This is a genomic window from Acidisoma sp. C75, from assembly GCF_054665095.1.
The window spans coordinates 130173-151355 of the sequence record NZ_BAAFHD010000009.1; the positions used below are offsets into that span (position 1 = coordinate 130173).

General features: G+C 68.6%; 22 protein-coding genes. 12 read left to right on the plus strand and 10 right to left on the minus strand.

Annotation, left to right across the window (positions count from 1 at the left end):
* Window positions 1-3: 3 nt before the first annotated feature.
* Entirely contained in the window at window positions 4-1008 is a 1005-nt protein-coding gene (locus ACYQ7X_RS13325) for an NAD(P)H-quinone oxidoreductase (protein ID WP_459697527.1), read from the minus strand.
* Window positions 1009-1187: 179 nt separating this feature from the next.
* On the opposite strand from ACYQ7X_RS13325, the gene ACYQ7X_RS13330 reads away from it, so the two are divergent.
* From ACYQ7X_RS13330 to rpmG, 4 genes are all read left to right on the plus strand, one after another.
* Window positions 1188-2447, plus strand: a complete 1260-nt coding sequence (locus tag ACYQ7X_RS13330; protein ID WP_459697528.1) for an ABC transporter substrate-binding protein — start codon at window positions 1188-1190, stop codon at window positions 2445-2447.
* Between the two features lie 114 nt (window positions 2448-2561).
* Window positions 2562-2732 carry a DUF1328 family protein gene (locus tag ACYQ7X_RS13335; RefSeq protein ID WP_459697616.1) on the plus strand — a complete coding sequence of 57 codons (171 nt, stop codon included), beginning with the start codon at window positions 2562-2564 and terminating at the stop codon, window positions 2730-2732.
* A 265-nt stretch (window positions 2733-2997) separates the two neighbouring features.
* Window positions 2998-4788 (plus strand): chloride channel protein, encoded by a 1791-nt coding sequence (locus ACYQ7X_RS13340; RefSeq protein ID WP_459697529.1) that lies wholly within the window; start codon window positions 2998-3000, stop codon window positions 4786-4788.
* Window positions 4789-4932: 144 nt separating this feature from the next.
* Window positions 4933-5100, plus strand: coding sequence for a 50S ribosomal protein L33 (gene rpmG, locus ACYQ7X_RS13345; RefSeq protein ID WP_227306051.1), 168 nt, complete (start codon window positions 4933-4935; stop codon window positions 5098-5100).
* A gap of 115 nt (window positions 5101-5215) precedes the next feature.
* Here rpmG and ACYQ7X_RS13350 read toward each other — a convergent pair whose 3' ends face one another.
* A complete protein-coding gene (locus ACYQ7X_RS13350) occupies window positions 5216-6169 on the minus strand; it encodes a GNAT family N-acetyltransferase (RefSeq protein ID WP_459697530.1) in 954 nt (317 codons plus the stop codon).
* Between the two features lie 70 nt (window positions 6170-6239).
* Window positions 6240-7241 (minus strand): KpsF/GutQ family sugar-phosphate isomerase, encoded by a 1002-nt coding sequence (locus ACYQ7X_RS13355; protein ID WP_459697531.1) that lies wholly within the window; start codon window positions 7239-7241, stop codon window positions 6240-6242.
* 218 nt (window positions 7242-7459) lie between these two features.
* On the opposite strand from ACYQ7X_RS13355, the gene ACYQ7X_RS13360 reads away from it, so the two are divergent.
* Window positions 7460-8302 (plus strand): PhzF family phenazine biosynthesis protein, encoded by an 843-nt coding sequence (locus ACYQ7X_RS13360; RefSeq protein ID WP_459697617.1) that lies wholly within the window; start codon window positions 7460-7462, stop codon window positions 8300-8302.
* On the opposite strand, the gene ACYQ7X_RS13365 is transcribed toward ACYQ7X_RS13360, so the two are convergent.
* The 3 genes from ACYQ7X_RS13365 to ACYQ7X_RS13375 all read right to left on the minus strand — a co-directional run bounded on the left by ACYQ7X_RS13365 (window position 8280) and on the right by ACYQ7X_RS13375 (window position 11046).
* Complete coding sequence (locus tag ACYQ7X_RS13365) at window positions 8280-8882, minus strand: cytochrome b (RefSeq protein ID WP_459697532.1); 603 nt, start codon at window positions 8880-8882, stop codon at window positions 8280-8282. The two genes, ACYQ7X_RS13360 and ACYQ7X_RS13365, sit on opposite strands and share 23 nt — an antisense overlap.
* Before the next feature lie 77 nt (window positions 8883-8959).
* Window positions 8960-10375: a sensor histidine kinase gene (locus ACYQ7X_RS13370; RefSeq protein ID WP_459697533.1), complete on the minus strand. Its 1416-nt coding sequence runs from the start codon at window positions 10373-10375 to the stop codon at window positions 8960-8962.
* The gene (locus tag ACYQ7X_RS13375; RefSeq protein WP_459697534.1) at window positions 10372-11046 is read right to left on the minus strand and encodes a response regulator; all 675 of its coding nucleotides are present in this window, start codon (window positions 11044-11046) and stop codon (window positions 10372-10374) included. Before ACYQ7X_RS13375 ends, ACYQ7X_RS13370 begins: the two co-directional genes overlap by 4 nt.
* A 184-nt stretch (window positions 11047-11230) precedes the next feature.
* Here ACYQ7X_RS13375 and ACYQ7X_RS13380 point away from each other — a divergent pair, with 184 nt between their 5' ends.
* Window positions 11231-11602, plus strand: coding sequence for a hypothetical protein (locus ACYQ7X_RS13380; protein WP_459697535.1), 372 nt, complete (start codon window positions 11231-11233; stop codon window positions 11600-11602).
* Between the two features lie 14 nt (window positions 11603-11616).
* Entirely contained in the window at window positions 11617-12426 is an 810-nt protein-coding gene (locus tag ACYQ7X_RS13385; RefSeq protein ID WP_459697536.1) for a cytochrome b/b6 domain-containing protein, read from the plus strand.
* A gap of 44 nt (window positions 12427-12470) precedes the next feature.
* Here the strand turns inward: ACYQ7X_RS13385 and ACYQ7X_RS13390 are convergent, their stop codons facing one another.
* Together ACYQ7X_RS13390 and ACYQ7X_RS13395 are read right to left on the minus strand one after the other, a co-directional pair.
* Entirely contained in the window at window positions 12471-13472 is a 1002-nt protein-coding gene (locus ACYQ7X_RS13390; RefSeq protein WP_459697537.1) for a class I SAM-dependent methyltransferase, read from the minus strand.
* 117 nt (window positions 13473-13589) lie between these two features.
* Window positions 13590-14324 (minus strand): helix-turn-helix domain-containing protein, encoded by a 735-nt coding sequence (locus ACYQ7X_RS13395; protein ID WP_459697538.1) that lies wholly within the window; start codon window positions 14322-14324, stop codon window positions 13590-13592.
* 181 nt (window positions 14325-14505) lie between these two features.
* Here ACYQ7X_RS13395 and ACYQ7X_RS13400 point away from each other — a divergent pair, with 181 nt between their 5' ends.
* The 3 genes from ACYQ7X_RS13400 to ACYQ7X_RS13410 all read left to right on the plus strand — a co-directional run bounded on the left by ACYQ7X_RS13400 (window position 14506) and on the right by ACYQ7X_RS13410 (window position 17123).
* Window positions 14506-15126 (plus strand): response regulator transcription factor, encoded by a 621-nt coding sequence (locus ACYQ7X_RS13400; RefSeq protein ID WP_459697539.1) that lies wholly within the window; start codon window positions 14506-14508, stop codon window positions 15124-15126.
* A 20-nt stretch (window positions 15127-15146) separates the two neighbouring features.
* Window positions 15147-16667: a PAS domain S-box protein gene (locus ACYQ7X_RS13405; protein ID WP_459697540.1), complete on the plus strand. Its 1521-nt coding sequence runs from the start codon at window positions 15147-15149 to the stop codon at window positions 16665-16667.
* A 90-nt stretch (window positions 16668-16757) separates the two neighbouring features.
* Window positions 16758-17123 carry a response regulator transcription factor gene (locus ACYQ7X_RS13410; RefSeq protein ID WP_459697541.1) on the plus strand — a complete coding sequence of 122 codons (366 nt, stop codon included), beginning with the start codon at window positions 16758-16760 and terminating at the stop codon, window positions 17121-17123.
* Between the two features lie 86 nt (window positions 17124-17209).
* Here ACYQ7X_RS13410 and ACYQ7X_RS13415 read toward each other — a convergent pair whose 3' ends face one another.
* On the minus strand, window positions 17210-17668 hold the full coding sequence (locus ACYQ7X_RS13415; protein ID WP_459697543.1) for an Lrp/AsnC family transcriptional regulator: 459 nt from the start codon (window positions 17666-17668) through the stop codon (window positions 17210-17212).
* Window positions 17669-17818: 150 nt separating this feature from the next.
* On the opposite strand from ACYQ7X_RS13415, the gene ald reads away from it, so the two are divergent.
* Together ald and ACYQ7X_RS13425 are read left to right on the plus strand one after the other, a co-directional pair.
* Window positions 17819-18937, plus strand: coding sequence for an alanine dehydrogenase (ald, locus tag ACYQ7X_RS13420; RefSeq protein ID WP_459697544.1), 1119 nt, complete (start codon window positions 17819-17821; stop codon window positions 18935-18937).
* Between the two features lie 275 nt (window positions 18938-19212).
* On the plus strand, window positions 19213-20394 hold the full coding sequence (locus tag ACYQ7X_RS13425) for an epoxide hydrolase family protein (protein WP_459697546.1): 1182 nt from the start codon (window positions 19213-19215) through the stop codon (window positions 20392-20394).
* Between the two features lie 135 nt (window positions 20395-20529).
* Here the strand turns inward: ACYQ7X_RS13425 and ACYQ7X_RS13430 are convergent, their stop codons facing one another.
* A complete protein-coding gene (locus ACYQ7X_RS13430) occupies window positions 20530-21162 on the minus strand; it encodes a pyridoxamine 5'-phosphate oxidase family protein (protein ID WP_459697547.1) in 633 nt (210 codons plus the stop codon).
* Window positions 21163-21183 lie beyond the last annotated feature (21 nt).

Consider the following 21183-nt stretch of genomic DNA (forward strand, 5'->3'; position numbering starts at 1 on the left):
TGCTCAGCCCGCCACCGACAGGATGATCTTGCCGATATGGCCGCGCCCCTCCATCAGCCGGTGCGCCTCGGCGGCGTCCGCCAGCGGAAAGACCCGCTCGATCACCGGCGCGGCGCGTCCGGCGGCGAGCACCGGCCAGACGCGTTCCTGCAATTCCCGCGCGATCGCGGCCTTTTCGGCCGAGGTGCGGGGCCGGAGGGTGGAGCCGGTGACGGTGAGGCGCTTGGCCATGATCGGCAGGAGATCGGCTTCCGCCACCGTCGCGCCCTGCAGGAAGGCGATATAGACGAGCCGGCCGCCGCGCTTGAGGGAGGCGATGTTGCGCGCGAAATAGGGCGCGCCGACAATATCGAGGATGATGTCCACCCCGCGATAGGCGGTGAGGCGCTTGATCTCGTCGGCGAAATCGACCTCGGTATAGTCGATCGCGGCATGGGCGCCGAGGCGCTCGGCGGCGCGTGCCTTGTCCTTGCTGCCGACGGTGGTGAACACCACGGCACCGAATTCGGCGGCAAGCTGGATGGCGGTGATGCCGATGCCGCCGGTGCCGCCATGGATCAGCACGCTATCGCCGGCATGCAGCCGCGCCATCTGGAAAAGGTTGGCCCAGACGGTGAAGGTGTTTTCGGGCAGTGCCGCCGCCTGTTCGGCGGTATAGCCCTCCGGCCAGGGCAGCGCCTGGCCTGCCGGCACGGCGCAGAATTCGGCATAGCCGCCGCCATTGGTCAGTGCGCAGGCGCGGTCCCCCACCTGCCAGCCGGATACCTCGCTGCCGAGCGCCACCACCTTGCCCGCCACTTCGAGGCCGAGGACGGGGTTGGCATCGGCGGGCGGCGGATAAAGGCCCTGGCGCTGCAGGAGATCGGGGCGATTGACGCCGGCCGCCGCCACCTCGATGAGGATTTCGCCCGGCCGCAGGCTTGGCAGCGGCGCCTCGCCCAGCTGCATGACATCGGGGCCGCCGGCCCCCTTCGTCTGGATCACGCGCATGGTTTGCGGGAGCGTCATTGCGGCCTCGGCTGCTGGAATGGGATCGGGGGGGCGATGGCCGGCCGGCCGCCGCCCCGCGCTTGGCGCATATAGTTAAGCCTCTGCCCTTTCCCCGCCAAGGCCGGCGGATTAGTCATGCGGGGCGATGACGGCGCGCCTCCGGCGCGGCAGAGGCTCAGCCATGAGGGGGGAAGGCCATGGCAGCGCGCAGGCGGGATCTTCTAGGCGGTACGGCGGCGGGCCTCGGGCTCGTTGCCGCCGGCGCCTTCGCGCGCCGCGCCGGGGCTGCCGGCGCCCCTCCCGCGGCCAGTGCCCCGGGCGCATCGGCGCTGGTGATCGGCGCGCTCTTCCCGCTGACCGGCGTGCTCGCCGCCCAAGGCAACGAATGCCTGCGCGGGGTGCAGCTCGCCGTTGAACTCTGCAATGCCGGCGGCGGTCTGCTCGGCCGCCCGGTCGATCTCGCGCTCGGCGACGCTGCCGATCCGGACCGGGCGGTCGCCGAGGCCCGGCGGCTGATCACGGAGAAGCAGCCCGCGCTCTTCTTCGGCACGGGGGCGAGTTCGCTCAGCCTCGGCGCCAGCGAGGCGAGCGAGGGGTCGGGCATTCCCTATTGGGAACTGACGGCAACCCTCCCTTTGGTGACGGGCCGCAGCTTCCATTACCTCCTGCGCGTCTGCGATACCGAGACGGGCACCGCCCATGCGGCGCTGGAGGCGCTGGCGAGCCTCGTCGCCCCGGCGCTGCGAAAGCCCGCCGCGCAAATGCCCGCAGCCCTCCTCTATGCCGACGATGCCTCCGGCAGCGCCCTGCAATCGCTGGTGCAGGCGGAAGCACATAGCCGCCACCTGCCTGCGCCGATGAGCATCGCCTACCAGCCGGGCAAGGCCGATTTCGATGCCCTGGCGGACCGGCTGGCCGTGCTCCGGCCCGAGGTGCTCATGCATCACGGCTCGGCCGAGGATGTGGTGCTGCTGCATACCGCGCTCGCCAGCCGCGCCTGGCATCCGCGCAGCCTCATCGGGCTCGCCCCCGCCTATGGATCGAGCGAGACGGCCGATATGGTGGGCCCGGCGTTCGAGGGTTCGCTCGCGGTCGGCGTCGTGCCCTTCGGCGTGCGCGAGCGGCTGGCCCCGGATGCGGCGATGGTCAAGACCCTCTACGAGCAGCGTTTCGGGGCGCGCCCGCGCTCCGGCCTCAGCCTCTCCCACTTCGCCGGTGCCGCGCTCTGCTTCGATGTGCTGCGGCTCGCCAAAAGCGCGGATAAGGACAAGATCCTCGGCGTCGTGCGCAGCCTCGGCCTGCCGCGCGGGGCGCTCGCCAATGGCTGGGGCGCGCTCTTCGGCGGCGACGGGCAGAATTTGCGGGCCTTTTCCGCCGTCTCGCAATGGCAAGGGGGCAAGCTCGTGGCGCTGCTGCCCACGCCGGGCGCCGCCGGGCGCTTCCGCCTGGCCGGCTGAGGCGCCACCGGCTGCGTCGCTGCCCGGGCGCTCGCAGTCTGGTGACCGCTGGCGCGGATTGGAAACGCCCGCGCCTCGCTTACCTCAGCGTTACAACAATGTGAGGTGGCCATCATGCTGAAGTGGGCGCTCATTTTCGCCATCATCGCCATTATCGCCGGTGCCCTGGGTTTCGGCGGCATTGCCGGGGCCGCGGCGGCAATCGCGAAGTTCCTGTTCTTCCTCTTCCTCGTCATCTGCGTGATTTTCCTGGTGCTTGCCTTCACCGCCGCCCGACAGATTTAGCGGCGGCCCAGCCCGCCTGCCGGATCGTCAGGATCGCGGGGGCGGGCTCGGGCTTGCAGGCCCCTTGCCGGCGCCATGCTGCCGTGCAGAAATTTTTCGGCGAAACCCCACTCCCTGACTTACTTCCGTCAGCGAGTTGTGAGCTAAAAGGCGGATTATAGGGCGAAAGCGGCGGCCTGTTCCGGGTTTGCCGCTTTCGGGCTTTGCAACCGCGACAAGCAGCCGGCGCCGCCCGGGCTGCCGAAGACTGAGGACGAGCCGCACGATGTCGACGCGCTCCCTGCCGGATCGCAGCCGCCGACAGCAATGGGGGGAGTGGGTTCTGCACACGCCGCAGATGCTGCGCGCCCTGGTGCGCGCGGACGAGCTGTGGCTGACGGTGCTGGCGGCGGGGGTGGGCGTGGGCGCCGGCCTCGTCGTCGTCGTCATGAACGGCATCATCCAGCATATGCACGAGGCGCTGTTCCTCATCCCCCACGGCACCCGCCTCAGCACCGCCGCCGAACTCCCCGTGCCGCGCCTGCTCATTGTGCCGGCCGCCGGCGGCCTGCTCCTCGGCCTCCTCGGCCTCGCCCTCGCCCGCTGGCGGCCGCGCCGCGCGATCGACCCGATCGAGGCCAATGCGCTCTATGGCGGGCGCATGTCACTCACCGACAGTCTCATCGTGGTCGTGCAGACGCTGCTTTCCTGCGGTGTCGGCGCATCCGTGGGGCTAGAGGCGGGCTATACCCAGATGGGGTCTTCCATCGCCTCCTCCATCGGGCGCAGCTTCCGCCTGCGGCGCAGCGATCTGCGGCTGATGGTGGGCTGCGGCGCGGCGGGGGCGATCGGCGCCGCCTTCAACGCGCCGATGGCGGGCGCCTTCTACGGCATCGAACTCGTCATCGGCACCTATACAATCGCCAATCTCGCGCCGGTGGTGGTCGCCTCGATCACGGCCGTCTTCGTCGAGCGCGCGCTCGGCGCCGGGATCGAGCCGCTCAACCTGCAACTGCCGGACAATTATCCTGTGGTGCAGTATATCCCCATCCTCGCGCTCGGCATCATCTGCGCGCTCGTCGCCATCGCCATCATGCGCGGGGTGACGATCCTCGAAGCCTGGTTCCGCCGCAGCACGCTGCCGGTGTGGAGCCGGCCGATGGCGGGCGGGCTCGTCGTCGGCCTCTGCGGCCTCGTCACGCCCATGGTGCTCTCCTCCGGCCATGGTGCGCTGCATAGCGGGCTCGGCCTCGATTACCCGCTGCTGCTGGTGGCGACCGCGCTGGTGCTCAAATCCCTCGCCTCCGCCATGTCCATCGCCTCGGGCTTTCGCGGTGGCCTGTTCTTCGCCTCGCTCTTCCTCGGCTCGCTGGTCGGCAAGGTCTTCGCCGGGGTGATGGCGCTCTTCGCGGTGGGGCCGATGATGCCCTCGGTCGTCTATGGGCTGATCGGCATGAGCGCCATGGCCGTCGCCATCATCGGCGGGCCGCTCACCATGTGCTTCCTGGCGCTCGAAAGCACCGGCAGCTTCCCGCTGACGGTCGCGGTGCTGGCGGCCGTCATCGTCTCCTCGCTCACCGCGCGGCGCACCTTCGGCTATTCCTTCGCCACCTGGCGGTTCCATCTGCGGGGTGAGGCGATCCGCAGCGCGGTCGATATCGGCTGGGTGAATACGCTGAGCGTGGGGCGGATGATGCGGCGGGACCAGCGGACGGTGCGCGCCTCCATGAGCCTCGACGCCTTCCGGCGGGAATTCCCGCTCGGCTCCACCCATCGCGTGATCCTGGTAGATGATGCCGGGCGCTATGCCGGCATCGTGCAGACGGCGGAAGCCTTCAGCCCGGATGTGACGGCCGAGACGGTGGGCGAGCTGCGCCATGTCGAGGATACGGTGCTCACGCCTGCGATGACCGTGAAGACCGCGATCGGTCTCTTCGAGGAATCGGAGAGCGATGCGCTCGCCGTCGTCGATAGCCAGGAGACGATGCGGGTGATCGGCCTGCTCACCGAGCAATATGCGCTGCGCCGCTATACCGAGGAGCTGGACCGGCGGCGGCGGGAACTTTCCGGCGAATAGGGTCCGCCCTGCGCCGCGGGGGCTTGACCGCGAGGCCGCCGATGCGCCATGAGGCGCCCTCGTTTTGGAATCAAGCGCCGGTCTTGATCCCGCAGCCGCGCGGCGGCCCGGGGTGTCGGTTCGGGCGGCGACAGGAAGTGCACGATGGCGAAGTCCAACACCGTTCAGATCAAACTGCTCTCCACCGCGGAGACCGGCTATTTCTATGTGACGAAGAAGAACACCCGCGCGCAGACCGGCAAGCTGGAATTCAAGAAGTACGATCCGGTGGCCCGCAAGCACGTCGTGTTCCGCGAAGCCAAGATCAAGTAAGTCCGCCGCGCCGTAAAGCGGCGCGGTTCGGCCGAGCACGGAAAAACCCCGCCAGGCGGAAGCTTGCGCGGGGTTTTCGCGTCCGGCGCGCGCGCTCCGCGGCGGCCTCGGGGTTTCAGCCGGCGTAGCGCATCGCCACGTCGCACCGCTCGTAGCGCGCGCCGTAGCGGGCCATGATCGCCGCATCATGGACGAAGCCGAGTTTCTCGTAGAGATGGATCGCCGCTTCGCAGCGCTTGTTGGTGAGGAGGTAGAGCGTCCGCGCCCCCATCCGCTGGCCCTGCGCGATCATCGCGGTGAGGAGGAATTCGCCGGCCTTGAGGCCGCGGGCATTGGCGCGCACACCCATCTTGGTCAGCTCGAAGCAGCCCTCGCCCGTTTTCTGTAGCGCGCAGGTGCCGATGATGCCGAGATGCGGCGCCTCGGCGAAGAGGATCGTGCCGCCGGGCGCGATGATCCGCTCCCGCGGATTGCGGAGCACCTCGATATCCGTCGGCTCCAGCCGGAACATCGCCTCGATCCATTCGGCGTTGATGTCGTAAAAGGCCTGGGCGAGGCTTTCATCATAGTCGCGGACAACGAGGCCGGCAGGCTGGGCCACCCGGATGCGTTCGTCCAGCGGGCTTTCGGCAAGCGAGGATTCGAGCGCCGCGATCTGCCCGAGCAAAGGTCCGGTGAGGCCCGCGCACATCTCCTGCACCGCCCGCTCGATCCGCGGCCAGAGGGCGAACTTCAGCCGTGCCATGGCGGCCTTGCCGGCAGGGGTGAGGGAGAGGCTGCGCTGCCGCTGGTCTGCGCAGGCTTCGGCCTGAACGAGGCCGGAGCAGACAAGCTGGCCGATCGTGCGCGTCACGCCCGGCTGGCTGGTGCCGACCGCCTCGGCAAGGTCGCCCACGGTCAAGGCGCCCCGATCGAGGGCCGCGAGCAGCGGCAGTTGCGCCAGTTGTAGCTCCATCCCGGCATCTGCCAGGGCGCGGGCGGCGCCGGCCTGCATCCGCTCCGCCAGGCGCTTCAGCCGGCTGCCGAGAAAGATCGGCCCGAGATCGGCCAGAACATCCGTCGTCATCATCTTCATTCCAAGTTATATAACGAGGTATATTTTAGCCTGCCGGAGACCTACAGGCAAGTCGCCCGCCGTATCAGGCGACGCCGGCGCGCAGCAGATCGTGGATATGGACGAGGCCGACCGGCTTTTCGCCCTCCATCACGAAGATGCAGGTGATGCGCCGCTCGTTCATCCGCGCCAGCGCCTGGGCCGCGAGGTCGCTTGGCGCCATGGTCTGCGGCCGGCGGCCCATCACCTCCGCCACCGGCTTGTCGGTGAAGCCGCCGCTGAAGGCGCGGCGGAGATCGCCATCCGTCAGCGCGCCGACGAGGCGGCCCTCGGCATCCACCACGGCGGCGATGCCGAAGCGCTTCGAGGTCATCTCGACGATGCCTTGCGAGAGCGAGGCGCCGAGCGGGATGAGCGGCAGTTGATCCCCGGTATGCATGAGCTGGCCGAGGGTGAGCAGCCGGGCACCGAGCTTGCCGCCCGGATGGTAGCGGCGGAAATCATGCGCGGTGAAGCCGGACCGTTCGAGCAGCAGCACCGCCAGCGCATCGCCCGCCACCAGCTGCATGGTGGTGCTGGTGGTGGGCGCGAGGCCGTTGGGGCAGGCCTCTTCCGAGGTCGGCAGCAGCAGCACATGATCGGCGGCCCGGCCGAGCGCGCTATCGGCGCGGGAGGTGAGGGCCACCAGCCGGATATCGAAGCGCCGGGTATAGGCGACGATATCGGCGAGTTCCGGGGTTTCGCCCGACCAGGAAAGCGCCAGCACCACATCCGTCGGGCCGATCATGCCGAGATCGCCGTGGCTCGCCTCGGCGGGGTGGACGTAATGGCTCGGCGTGCCGGTGCTCGCCAGGGTCGCTGCGATCTTGCGGCCGATGAGCCCGGATTTGCCCATGCCGGTGACGATGACGGCGCCGCTCTCCTCGATCAGGGCGGCAACGGTGAGAAAAACCGTGCTGAGCCCGGCCGCCATGGCCGCTTCCAGTGCGGCGAGGCCCGCCATCTCGGTGCGAATGGTGCGCCTGAGGCTCGCCGCATGGTCATCGACCGTAGCGGCGGCCTGGGCGAGGGGGGAGTCCGCTGTCATCGGTCGAGCACCTCCGGGGGTCTCGGCTTTTAGAGCAGATCCCGGCCGGATGGAAAATCTGGCCGGGCGAGGATGCCTGGCCTGCCCAACAAGCGAGACCGGTCGCGGAGGCGCGGATGCGGCCATGCGCCGCGCCGGACCCGGCCCCGGCGCCTGGGGGACGAGCCAAGCTTGCGGGATCTGCTAGGCTCGGCCGGCATGGCGCAGCGAGGCGGATGATGGCACGGCCCTTCCAGATGGTGGATGTTTTCGGCAGCGGTGATTTCACCGGCAACCCCCTCGCCGTCATCGGTGATGCGGCGGGGCTGGAAACCGAGGAGATGCAGCGCGCCACCCGCTGGCTCAACCTGTCCGAAACCACCTTCCTGCTGCCGCCGACGCGGGCGGACGCCGATTACCGGGTGCGCATCTTCACCTTGGCGCGGGAACTGCCCTTCGCCGGCCACCCGACGCTCGGCACCTGCCATGCCTGGCTCGCCGCTGGCGGCAAGCCGCGCCAGGCAGATGCCATTGTGCAGGAATGCGGTGCCGGCCTCGTCACCATCCGCTGCGCCGAGGGGCGGCTCGCCTTCGAAGCGCCACCGCTGGCCCGCAGCGGCCCGCCGACGGAGGCAGAGCTCGCGGAAGCCTGCGCCTTCCTTGGCATCGGGCGGGAGGCGGTGCAGGATGCCGCCTGGATCGACAATGGCCCAGGTTGGCTTGGCATCATGCTCGCCTCGGCCGAGGCGGTGCTGAACGTGACCCCCGCCGGGCGGCACGAGCGGCACATCGATATCGGGCTTATCGGCGCCCATCCGCCGGGGAGCGAGGCCGCCTACGAGCTGCGCGCCCTCTTCACGGATGCGCAAGGCGCGGTGATCGAAGATCCGGTAACCGGGAGCCTCAACGCTTCCGCCGCGCAATGGCTCTTCGCCAGCGGGCGGGTGAAGGGCGCCTATGTCGCGGCGCAAGGCACCCGGCTCGGCCGCCGCGGGCGGGTCATGATCGACCGCGACAGCCAGGGCCGCATCTGGGTGGGGGGCGATACCCGGCTGCTGTTCAGCGGCCTGGCGCAGCTCTGACCGGGCGGCCCGCCCCGCCGCGCGAGCCCGGCAGCATGCGGTGGAGCACGCCGTCGCGCAGCCCGTAATGGTGGAAGAGCGCGGCACTCGCATGGAACCCGGCGATGACGATGATCGCCCAGGCTGCCCAGTGATGCACGAAGCTTGCCGGGCCGTGCCAGGCGGGCGGCATGGCGAAAGGCGTGGGGATGGAGAAGAGCCAGAAGACACTGAGCCCATGGCCGTGCGTCCAGCTCTTGACCGGGCCGGAGAGGATCATGGCGAGCATCATCAGGTAGAGGAGGACATGCACGGCCTTGGCCGCCATACCGGCGACGCCTTCGTTCCGCAGATGCCGCCCGAACAGGCTGCGCCAGACGAGCCGCGCCAGCACCGCCAGGATCAGCAGCACGCCGAGCGAGACATGCAGGCTTTTGAGCATCGCCTGCCAGCCGCCGCCGCGCGGCAGGAAGCCCCAGATCTCCGCCATGACGAAGAGGATGACGATGAGGCCCGCCGCCAGCCAGTGCAGGGAGATCGTTATATCATCGTAGCGATCATCGGCGCCGCGGTGGGGTGGCGATCGGCGTGGGCTCGGCACATCATTCTCCTGTCGGTACCGGTGGCGAGTGTAACCGGCCGCTCTGTAACGCAGGGTTTCGATATGTAGGAAAGCCGTCAATGCGCAAGGGGCGGGCTACCGAGCGCCCATGCCACCGGCCGGCCGAGCACCATGCGCGCGGTGGTGCCGCCGCCTTCGCGCGGCAGCAGGGCGAGGTTGCCGCCATGCGCCTGGGCGATCTGCTGGGCGATGGCGAGGCCGAGGCCGGCGCCCCCCTCGCGGGCATGCGGCCCGCGCTCGAACGGGCGCAGCAGCCGCGCCCGCTGATCTTCCGGAATGCCGGGCCCGCGATCGAGCACCTGGATCTCCGCCGGGTCGAGGAGGCGGATCTCCACCGTCGAGCCGCGCGGCGCATAGCCGATGGCATTCTCGATCAGATTGGTCAGAGCGAGCACGAGCGCCGCGCGATTGCCGGTGAAGCGGGGCGGGGCGGTGCCGGTGAGTTCAAGCTCCACCGCTTCGCGGATGGCAAGCGGCGCGAGGCTCGCCACCGCCTCGGCCGCGACACCGTGCAGATCGACCGTGGCAGTGAGATCGAGCGGCAGGCTTTCCAGCCGCGCCATGCGCAGCAACTGGCTGACGAGGCGGGCCATGCGATCGGTATCGAGCCGCAGGCCCCGCATCTCGGGCGTGTCGGGCAGGCTGTCGAGCCGCGCCGTCAACACCGCGAGCGGGGTGCGCAGCCCGTGCGCCGCCTGGGCCATGAAGCTGCGCTGTGCGTCGATCGTGCGTTCCATGCGCGAAAAGGCTTCGTTCACGGCATCGACGAGGGGCACTACCTCGCGCGGCAGGCCCTCATCGGGCAACCTCTGGCCGGGCGCGCCGGGGCGGATGGCGGCGGCGGCGGCGGAAGCGCGCGTCAATGGGCGCAAGCCCCGGCGCAGCGTGACGATGCTGACGGCGAGCATGAGGAAGCCGATCGGCAGCAGCAGCCAGACCGCGGCGGCCATGAAATGCGTGGTGAGCCCATCGATCACCGCTTCCGTCTGATCCCGCCCTTGCACGACGAGCACGAGCCGCCCCTGATCGGTGCGGGCATAGCCCATCATGCCGCTCGGGTGGCCAGGCATCGCTGGCAGCCGCAGGAAGCCGGGCGGCACATCGCTCGGCAGAAGGGCGCGCACGGCATCTGCCCGGTCGGGGTCGGAGGTCGCGAGCAGGCGGCCGTGCGGGCCGAAGATCAGGAAGATCGTATCGCCATCGGAGGCGGTGAAGCGATCCGTCACCCGGCTGGGCAGATGCAGCGGCGGCGCCGGCACGCCCGGCAGCGGCGGCGGCGGCAGATGGGCGATGAGGAAGCTCACCTGCTGGGCGAGCGCCGCGTCATCGAGATCGCGCAGCGTCGCGAAGCTGCGCCAGGCGATGGCGCCGGCGGCCAGCAGCACGGCGAGAATCGTGACGATGGCAAGCCGCCAGGCGAGCCGGGCGGTGAGCGACCAGGTTTTGCGCGGCCGCGGCTTGGCCTCGCTCACGCCGCCTCGGCCATCATATAGCCCACGCCGCGGACGGTATGGATGGTGATGCTGGCCCCGGCCTCGGCCAGGCGGCGGCGGAGCCGATGGACCAGCACTTCGAGCGCGTTGGAACCAAGCTGATTGTCGAAGCTGTAGAGCCGCTGCTCCATCACCTCGCGAATAACGACGCTGCCTTGCTGGCGCAGCAGGATTTCGAGCATCGAGGTCTCCCGCGGCGTGAGGCTGACTTCGGCGCCGTTGATCCGCACCTGCCGGCCGACGGTTTCGAGCGAGAGATTGCCGAGCGTCAGGGTCACGCCGAGCGCTGCGTTCGGCCGGCGCAGCAAGGCGCGCACGCGCGCGATGAGTTCCGGCATATGGAAGGGTTTGATGAGATAGTCATCCGATCCGGCATCGAGCCCGAGCACCCGATCCTCCGGCGCGTCGCGTGCGGTGAGGATGAGGATCGGCATCAGGAGGCCACGCCGGCGGATGTCGCGCAGCAGCAGGATGCCGTCGCCATCCGGCAGGTTGAGATCGAGGATGACCGCATCATAGGTGACGACGGCCAGGAAATCCTGCGCTTCCTGGAGGCTCTGCGCGAGATCGACGGCGAAGCCGCCACGCTCCAGCGCAGCGCGCAAAAGCGTGCCGAGTTCGCCCTCATCCTCGATTGCCAGCAGTCTCATGATCGCTCGCCTTGCCTCCCCCGCCCGCCCTTCTCGCGCGCCGAGATTACATGGACATTAAAAGAAAGCACGTCGGCGTGAATGCCGCAGGTGCGAAGAGAAGCCGGGCTGCTTGTCAGGCGGCTGTAATGGCGGTGGCGGATAAGGGGCGGGCCTTATGGGTTAAGCGATCGGATGGATGGTCATGAGACGGCGTTGGGGAACAATCCTGGTGATAACGGCGGTTCTGCTTCCGGGCGTGGCTTTCGCCGGGATCGCCTCCGTGATGGGTGCATGGAGCCGGGAGCGGGAAGTCGTCCTCCGCATGCTGAACGGCTCCCACCCTTATGATCAGGCGCGGGTGGAAGCGGCCATCCGCGTGTTCGTCTCGAAGGCGCAGATGACGGCCGATCGCCTCAGCCACGCCCAAGGTGGCCAGGCTTTCGCCGACCGGTTCCGCCAATTCGCACACGATGCCGAGATCGCGGGCGCCGCGAGTGCATCCGCGGCCAGCTTTCGCCCGCACTTCCAACATCTGATGGCGGATTGCAACGCCTGCCACGCGTCCCTCAACTGAGCGGAGCATAGAGAATGAGCTTTCTTTCGCCACAACAGATCCTCAGCCGCGCGCGGCTTTCCCGCCAGGCCGTGTATCAGGCAGGCAGCCATGACACCCGGCGCTCCCACCTCACCCGGGTTCTGCATCTCGCGATCCTGATCTCCGTCGTTAACCAATTGCTGACCAGCCAGTTCATGGGCCGGCCGTTTCCTGGCGTCGGGCCGTCCACCCTCTTCGTCGTGCACGAATATATCGGCATCGGCAGTCTCGGCCTCGTGATGATCTTCTGGCTGTGGACGCTCATCCGCCATGGCGAGACCAAGCTCGGCCGCCTCTTCCCTTGGTTTTCGCCGCGCGCCATCGCCGCCGTGCTGCGCGATGCCTGGGGTCAGCTCAAGAGCCTGATGGAGCGCGATCCGCTGGCCGAGAGCGACGGCGCCTTCGCGAGCGCCGTGCACGGGCTCGGCTTGCTGGTGTTGACCGGCCTTGCCGTGACCGGCACCGCCTATTTCGTGACGCGCGGCACCATCACCAGCTTCTATATGCTGGAACTGCACGCAGCGATGGGCAATCTGATGTGGGCCTATCTGATCGGCCATGCCGGCATCGGGGCGCTGCACCATCTGCTTGGCCACGATATCCTGCGCCCGATGTTTTGGATCCGCCGCGGGATCACCATCACCACGCCCCGCCGGCGCGGGGAGCGGACGGCCGGTGCCGCGCACGGCCAGCCGGGCCAGGCCATGGCCGCCCAGGCACGCTGCAATCAGCAGCGCGCCGCCCACCAGCCGCGTCCGCGCGAACGCACCGCGCCGGTGCTCCGCCAGGAGGGCGGTTTCTAGATCATCAGCCCGGGGCCGCCGGGCCGATCAGCCCTTCGCGAAGCCTAAAGAGAAGCCGGAGTGGCCGCGACCGCCTCTCCGGCTTCAGGCTTGACCGCCGTGAGATAGGCGACGCGTTCGGTGAGGCCGTAGCCCCCCGCCTCCACCGCCGGGCGGAGGTGGCGCTCCAAGAAGGCGCTTTCCGCAGCACTGAAGGCATCGCGCAGGATCTCGGCCAGCGTCGGCGCCAGGGGGTGGGGCGCGGTGTTGATGAAAGCCTCCCAGGTGAGGGGCGCGGCAGGGCGGGCGCGGGGTCGGTCATCCAGCGTGATGCGGCGCAGGCCCGCGGCTGCCGCTAATTCGGCCAAGGTGGCGGCGGTGAAATTGGTCAGCGGGCAGCCTTCCAGCGCCGCTTCGGTATCGGGGAACTGCGCCGCGCGCCAGCGGTGCAGCAGCGGCAGCAGCGGATCGGCCGCGCCGCGCCCGCCCGCGCTGAGCAGTTGGCGGAGCGCGACCACCGGCAGCGCGCTCTCGCGCAGGAGCGGCTCGGCGATGGAAAGCCGCCCGCCGGGGCGCAGCAGCCGGACGATGGCGCGAAAGGCCCGCGCCTTGTCGCCCACATAGGCGAGTGCCGCGCGGCTCGTCACGCAATCGGCGGAGCCTTCGGCGATGCCCGCCAGATCCTCGGCCTCGCTGCGGAGAAAGCGGCACTGCGCGGCCCAGCCCGCAGCCTCTGCAGCCGCTTGGGCTTCCGCCAGCACCTCGGCTGACCGATCCGTGAAGGTGACGAACAGCCTCGCGCTGCCCAGGCGCTCCAACGCGCGTAGGCCGACGAGCCCGGTGCCGCTGCCGATATCAATGAGATGGGCGCCGGGCCCCGGGGCGGCGCCATCAATCACCCGGTCGGCGAAGCGGAGCAGGGTCGGCTGCATCGCGCGCGCCGCCGCGGCATCGTTCCCGTGCCGCCCGTGCAACAGCCAACGGCTCCAGCGGTCACCTACCGTTGCGGCAGCGGGGGCAGAGGCAGGGGAGTGGATAGTGGCGGCGATCTCGCAAGGCTCTGCCATGCGCCCTCCCACGAGGTGGAACCCCTCGCTGGCCTGGCGGCCGCGAGATCCGGATCGGCGCAGGATGCGGCGGCAAGAGTTAGCAGCGGATTGACGCGGCGGGGCGGCCCTTGGCCCTCAATGCAGCATTGCCTCGGGGGCGAGGGCGCGGCGGTTGCGGATGAGGATGCGCGCACCTTTCACCGCGATGGCGCCGCTCCGCTTCATCTCGGCGAGGCAGCGCGAGACGGTCTCGATCGTGAGGCCGAGATAATCCGCCATGTCGCTCCGGCACATCGGCAGATCCACCTGGCCGAGCGGCCCTTGGCCGAGGCGATCGTTCATTTCGAGGAGGAAGGCGGCGACGCGCTCTGCCGCCGTTAGCCGGCCGAGCAGCACCAGCCGGCCGCGGATGGCCTTGGCCTGGGCCGCCATATGTTGGCGGAGCGCCTGGGCGAAGCGGGGATCGGCCTCGGCTTCCGCCTCCACCGCGGAGAAGCGGACTTTTCGGATCGTCGCCTCCGTCACCGCTTCCGCGGCGAAGGCATGGGTTGCGCCGGCATCGAGGCCGAAAACGTCGCCGGGTAGCAGGAATTCGCTGACCTGGCGCCGCCCGTCCTCCAGCCGATGCACGCAGCGCACCACGCCCTCCTGCACCTGGAAGCAGAACAGCGCCGGATCGTCCTGGCCAACGATCTCCTGTCCGCGCTCGATCCGCGCGGTGTTGCCCGCCGGCACGAGGCTGCCGAACCAGGCGGAGAGGCCCTTTTCCGCCGCGGGCTCCCTCCAGAGGGTGCCGGTCTGGAGGGGGCCGGTGTGGCCGAGCGAAAGGGTGGGCGCTTGCGGGCAGGGCATGTCTCGCGCGATGCGCATGGTAGAGCGTCTCCGAGGGAAATCATCTGCTGGCCTCTGCACTCTGCGCCCCGGCGTCGCCCGCCAAAATTCGTTTGGCCGCGTACGCGGAACTACCTATGCTATGCCGAGCCGGGTCGGTTGGCGGCGCGTGGCCTTCCTCCGCCCCGCCGATGCTTCGGGCCACCCAGGGGGTGAGACGATGGACCCGATTGAAACCGTGCATGTCATCGATGATGATGAGGCGGTCCGCCATTCTATTCGCTTCCTCCTAGAGGCCGAGGGCCTCTCCGTTGCCTGCTATGCGGGCGCCGATGATTTCCTGACGGCACCCGCCGCCATCGCCGGATGCGTGCTCACCGATGTCCGCATGCCCGGGCTCGATGGGCTCGAGTTGCAGGCGCAGCTCCGCCGACAGGATGTGTGCCTGCCGCTCATCGTGATGACCGGTTTCGGCGATGTGCCGGCGGCGGTGCGCGCGATGAAGGAAGGGGCGGTCGATTTCCTCGAAAAGCCCTTCGCCGAGGGAGATCTGCTGCGCGCCGTGCGCCGCGCGCTGGAGCGTGATCGCGCCGCGCGCCGCGCCGGCGCCGAGGTGGCGGCGGCCCGCAAGCGCATCGCCCTGCTCACCCCGCGCGAACGCGAGGTGCTCGATCTGCTCGCCCAGGGGCTGTCGAACAAGGAAATGGCCCGCATCCTCGGCACCAGCCCGCGGACCATCGATGTCCATCGCGCCCGCGTCTTTCAGAAGCTGGAGGCGGACAACCTCGCCGGGCTGGTGCGGCTGGTGCTGGCCGCCGACGCGGCCGCGCCGGCCGCCTGAGAGCGAGAGGAAGACCCCGTATGCCAGCCGCCTCTCTGGACGCGCCGCTCTTCCTCGCGGCCATCGCCTCTTCTTCCAGCGATGCGATCGTCGGCAAGGATCTCGACGGTATCGTCACCTTCTGGAATCCGGCGGCCGAGCGTCTGTTCGGCTATGCCGCGGCCGAGATGCTCGGCCAGTCGATCCGCCGCATCATCCCCGACGCGCGGGAGGATGAGGAGGCAACAATCCGCGCGCGTGTGGGCCGGGGCGAGCGGCTGGCGCATTTCCAGACCGAGCGGCTGGCCCATGATGGGCGGCTGATCCCGGTCTCGCTCTCGCTCTCGCCGATCCATGACGACAAGGGCCGGGTGATCGGCATCTCCGACATCATCCGCGATCTCAGCGAGGCGCAGTATTTCTCGATCGTGCTGGCGCAGCATGACGGGCTGTTCCGCTCCATCCTCGACAGCAATCCGGACGGCATGGTGGTGATCGACGAAGCGGGCCTCGTGCAGTTCTTCAGCCATTCGGCCGAGCGGATGTTCGGCTACACGGCGGCCGAGGTGGTGGGGCGCAACGTCTCCGTGCTGATGCCTGAGCCCTACCAGGCCGCGCATGACAGCTATATGAGCCGCTATCGCGAAACCGGGGAGCGGCGGATCATCGGCATCGGCCGGGTGGTGGCCGGGCGGCGGCGGGATGGCAGCACCTTCCCGATGGACCTGCAGATCGGCGAAGCGCGGGTGGGCGGCGTACGGCGCTTCACCGGCTTCGTCCGTGACCTGACGGAGCGTGAGGACCGGGATCGTCGGCTCGCCGAGTTGCAGTCCGAACTGATGCACGTCGCGCGCCTCAGCGAGCTTGGCCAGATGGCATCTGCCCTCGCCCATGAGGTAAACCAGCCGCTCACCGCCGTCTCCAACTACCTGCAAGGCATGCGGCGGCTGTTGGATGATCGGTCATCACCTCTGCTCGCCCAGGCGATCGACAAGGTGGCGGAGCAGGCCGCCCGCGCGCGCGGCATCATCCAGAGCCTGCGGGCGCTGGTGAAGAAGGATGAGCGGCCGCGTGATATCGCGGCGCTCGAGCCGCTCATCATCGAGACGAGCGCGCTCGTGCTCGCCGGCAATCATCGCCGCGTCACCCTCGCGCTCGAGATCGCGCCCGAGGCCAGCATGGTCTATGCCGACCGCGTGCAGATCCAGCAGGTGCTGCTCAACCTCATGCGCAATGCGGTGGAAGCGATGAGCGACAGCGCCGAGCGGGTCTTGACGATCAGCACCAGCGCGGTCGTCGGGCCCGCGGTGATGGTGCGCGTGCAGGATACCGGCCCTGGCCTGCCGGAGACGGTGCGCGCAAGGCTGTTCCAGCCTTTCGTGACCTCGAAGACAGAGGGTCTCGGCGTCGGCCTCTCCATCTGCCGCACCATCATCGAAAATCACGGCGGCCAGCTGAGCCTGGTGGAGGATGGCGGCCCGGGCACCGCCTTTGCCTTCACCTTGCCGATCCAGCCGGCGGGCGACGCCTCGCCGGAACTGCCCCCGTCCGCGGCTGGCTGACTTAGATCAATGACGCAAGAGGGCCGCCGGCCTGATGCTCGGCATCCGCAATCGCGCGGGAGAAAAGGCAGGGCAGGAGCCGGCACGCAGATGGCTGAGACCGCGCGCGGTGCGATCGCCGTTGTGGACGATGATGCAGCGGTGCTGGAATCCTACCAGTTCATGCTCCAGTTGGCCGGCTTCGCGGTGATGCCCTTCACCTCCGCCCTCTCCTATCTGGAAGCCGACGGGCCGGATATCCGCTGCATGATCCTCGACCATCACATGCCGCAGATGACGGGGCTCGAACTCGTGGAGCGTCTGCGGGCGCGGGCGCAGGATTTTCCGATTCTGCTGGTCACGGCCGCGCCGACCGCGCAGCTGCGCGCGCGCGCGGCCGCGCTCGGCGTGGTCAAGGTGCTGGAAAAGCCGCCGAACGAGGAGGAATTGCTGCGCTTCGTGAGCTGCCGCGCCTAAGCCGGCCGCGCCTGAGCCGGCCGCGCCTGAGCCGGCCGCGCCTGAGCCGGCGGCGCCTGAGCCGGCGGCGCCTGAGCCGGCCGGGCTCACAAAGGCAGGTTGGAGGTGCGCTTGACGGTGCGGAGCGTCATCGTCGAATGGATGCGGCGGATGCCGGGCAGGCGGGTGAGCACTTCCGAATGCAGCCGCTCCAGATCCGCCGAATCCCGAAAGACGAGGCGGAGCAGATAATCCGCTTCGCCCGCGAGCAGGTAGCACTCCTGCACCTCGGGGATGCGCGTCACCCGCGCCTCGAAGGCGTCGAGCTGCCGGCGCTCCTGCCCTTCCAGCGTGATGAACACGTAAGCCGTGCCGGGAAAGCCCGCTTCCTTCTGATGCAGGATGAGGTGGGCTGCCTCCACCAGCTCGCTCTGCATCAGCAGATGCAGCCGGCGCAGGCAAGCGGAGGGCGAGAGGTTCACCCGCTCCGCCAGTTCCGCATTGGTCAGCCGCGCATCGGCCTGGAGAAGGTTGAGAATCGTACGATCGGTCGCGTCCAGCTTCATGGCTGGCATCTTATGCGAAGAAGCCGCCCCCTGCCCGCGGAATATGCGAAAAATAGCCGCAGGCTTGCCTGAAATAGGAGAAAAATTCGCCGCCGGCTTTCCTAAGCTTTCGCTCCACTAACCTAGCCATCAGCAATCGGGGGAAGTGGGATGTTCATCGGCGTTCCGAAGGAAATCAAAGACCGGGAAGACCGCGTGGGCCTGGTGCCCGCGAGCGTGCGGGAGTTGACCAGCCGCGGGCATCGCGTGCTGGTGCAAGCCGGGGCAGGGGCCAATATCGGCATCACCGATGCGGCTTACGAGGCGGCGGGCGCCGAGATCGCGGCCGAGGCCGATAGCATCTGGGCGGAAGCCGAGACCATCGTGAAGGTGAAGGAGCCGCTCGCCGCCGAGCGGCGCAAGATCCGCCCAGGCCAGCTGCTCTTCACCTATCTCCACCTCGCCCCCGATCCCGCGCAGGCGGAGGATCTGCTCGCATCCGGCGCGACCTGCATCGCCTATGAAACGGTGACGAGCCCATCCGGCGCGCTGCCGCTGCTCACCCCGATGTCGGAAGTCGCGGGGCGGATGTCCGTCCAGGTGGGCGCGCACCATCTCGAAAACGCGCAAGGTGGGCCCGGCATCCTGCTCGGCGGCGTGCCGGGCGTGGCGCCGGCCCATGTCGTCATCCTCGGCGGCGGCGTCTCGGGCAGCAATGCCGCGCTTATGGCGGTCGGCCTCGGCGCCGATGTCACGGTGGTGGACAGGTCGGCCGAGGTGCTGCGCCGCTTGACCGCGCAATTCGGCACCCGCATCAAGACCGCCTTCCCGACGCGCGAGACCATCGCCGGCCTGGTCTCGGGCGCCGATCTCGTCATCGGCACCGTGCTCATCCCGGGCGCCGCCGCGCCCAAGCTCGTGACGCGGGACATGCTGGGCCGGATGCGCCCCGGCTCGGTCATCGTCGATGTCGCGATCGACCAGGGCGGCTGCACGGAAACCTCCCGCGCGACGACGCATTCGGACCCGACCTATGTAGTGGATGGCGTGATCCACTATTGCGTTGCCAATATGCCCGGCGGCGTTGCGCGGACATCGACCTTCGCACTCAACAACGCGACGCTGCCCTATCTGCTGGCGCTCGCCGAGAAGGGCTGGCGGCGGGCGCTGGCCGAGGATGCCTATCTTCGCCAGGGCCTCAACATCCATGACGGCGCGGTGACGCATCCGGCGGTCGCTGCCGCACTCGGCCTGCCGCTCCGCCCGGCCGATGCCGTGATCGGCGGCTGAAGCAGCGGCGGGAGTGAGGCTGAGGGAGCGGCGCGCGCGGGCGGCGGGCGCCGCTACCCAGGGCCGTGTGTCCGCTCTTGGATAGCCGGTTGCGGAAAGGCGAAGAGAGGATAACGCATTCGCACCCGCTATCCGTGCCGGGTAAATGATATAAGGCAGTGCCGTCGTGTTGGGGCTCCCGCCGTCGGCGTGAGGCAGGTGATTGCAATTCAGCCTTGAGTTAGGGGGCGTTCGCGGCTTGTCTGATGGCTTCTTCACCCGAGGGAAGGCGTCCGATGGTCGAGATGGTGAGCTATCGCGTCGCGGTTCCGCAAAGCCGCCTGAACACGATCCTGGATTCAGTGAGGCGGTTCGACTGGGGCATCCTCCCGGAGCTTGTCGAGGATGGGAACGCTTGGGCCGCGGGAACCTCGATTGCGTTCCTCCAGCGGCTCTGCCGCCACTGGGTCACGGATTTCGACTGGCGTGCGCAGGAAGCGACCGTGAACCGCTTTCCCCAATTCATGGCCGAGATCGATGGACAGCGCATTCACCTGCTGCACGAGCGTGGGTCGGGTCCAGCCGACAGGGCCCTGGTGTTGACCCACGGCTGGCCGGGCTCGATTGTCGAGTTCCTGGGCGTCATTGATAGGCTGGCGCACCCGGAGCGTTTTGGCGGCAAGGCGGCAGACGGCGTGGACGTGGTGGTTCCATCTTTGCCGGGCTTTGGCTTCTCCGGCCGCCCACCAGCGCCGATCGGCCCGCGGCGGATTGCCGGGATATGGGACAAACTGCTGCGCGAGGGGCTCGGCTATAGGCGCTACATCGCCCAGGGCGGCGACTGGGGCTCCATGGTCTCCGCCATGGCGGGTTTGGATCATTCGGTCGCTCGCGGGGGCGGCTGCGAGGCACTCCACCTCAATTATCTCGGCAGCCGTGCTGAAGGCGACGTGGTAACGGAGGAGGACCACGCTTTCGAGGCGCGGTGCGCCCCTTTCGTGCGCGACGGACGCGCCTATTCAGAGACACACCGGACGAGGCCACAGACCCTTGGCCTGGGTTTGGAGGGCAATCCGGTTGGCCAGGCAGCCTGGATTATCGACAAATTCCACGCATGGTCGGACCTCGGGGGCGGAGAACCGGATGTGGTGTTCAGTCTGGACGAGCTGATCACGAACGTCATGTTCTACGTCCTGCCTAATAGCTTCACGACCTCGGCCTGGATCTATCGGGCAGCGGCGCAGGAGGTCATGCGCTCGCTGCCACGCGGCACCCGGATAGAGGTGCAAACCGGCTATGCGAGTTTCCCGTGGGACCTCAAGCCTTTGCCGCCCGCAGCGCTGGTGGAGCGGACATACAATCTGGTGCAGTTCACCGAATACGAAGGGGGCGGCCACTTCGCAGCGCTGGAGCGGCCAGCGGAATTTGTTGAAGATGTAAGCCGGTTCGTTCGACTTGTTCGGAATATGCACGGTTGAGCGGAGCTTCGCCGAGCGGGCGGGATGCGCGGTCTTGCTCACCATCGCTCCATCCCACTGGGAAATAGGAGCCTCTTGAGAGCCGGCGCGGTTCAAGCCTTCTGAACGGCGGCAGCGGCGGGCCTTAGGCTTGCGTCATTTTGCACCTTCCCTGGCGGCGAGCTTGGCGCGCAATTCGGCGTTTTCGGCTTCGAGTGCGCCCAGGCGATCATGCAGCGGCTGGACAGCCTCGGCGACTTCCGCCTCGGTGAACCGTGGGGTGATGTGCTGCGGGCAGTTCCAATCGAAGGCATCGAGGTGCAGCCGCAGGATGCGTTCGGGCTTGGCCTTATAGCCGGGCGCGGAAACGAGCGCCGCAAGCTCCGGATCAGCGTCGAGCGGCACGACCTCGACATGCGCCAGGAGTTTCAGCCTGGCTCTGTTGGCGTAGTCCATCAGGATCAGCGCTGCGCGGGCGTTGGCGCCAAGATTGCCGAGGCTGATATACTGCCGGTTGCCGCGGTAGTCGGCGAAGGCCAGCGTCTTGTCGTCCACCACCTTCAGGAAGCCGGGCGGCCCGCCGCGATGCTGGATATAGGGCCAGCCGGTCTCCGAGACGGTCGCCATGTAGAAGCTGTCGCGCTGGGCGATAAAGGCCGCTTCACCGGGCGTGAACCTGTCGAACTGGCGATGGCCTTGGAAGTCTTGCCAAAGGTGGTCGCTGCCCATTGCCGCTTGTGCGGCGCGGACGCTCGCCGTCGCTGCGATATCGAGGAATCCATAGGACATGATCGGGCTCCTTCGCATGAG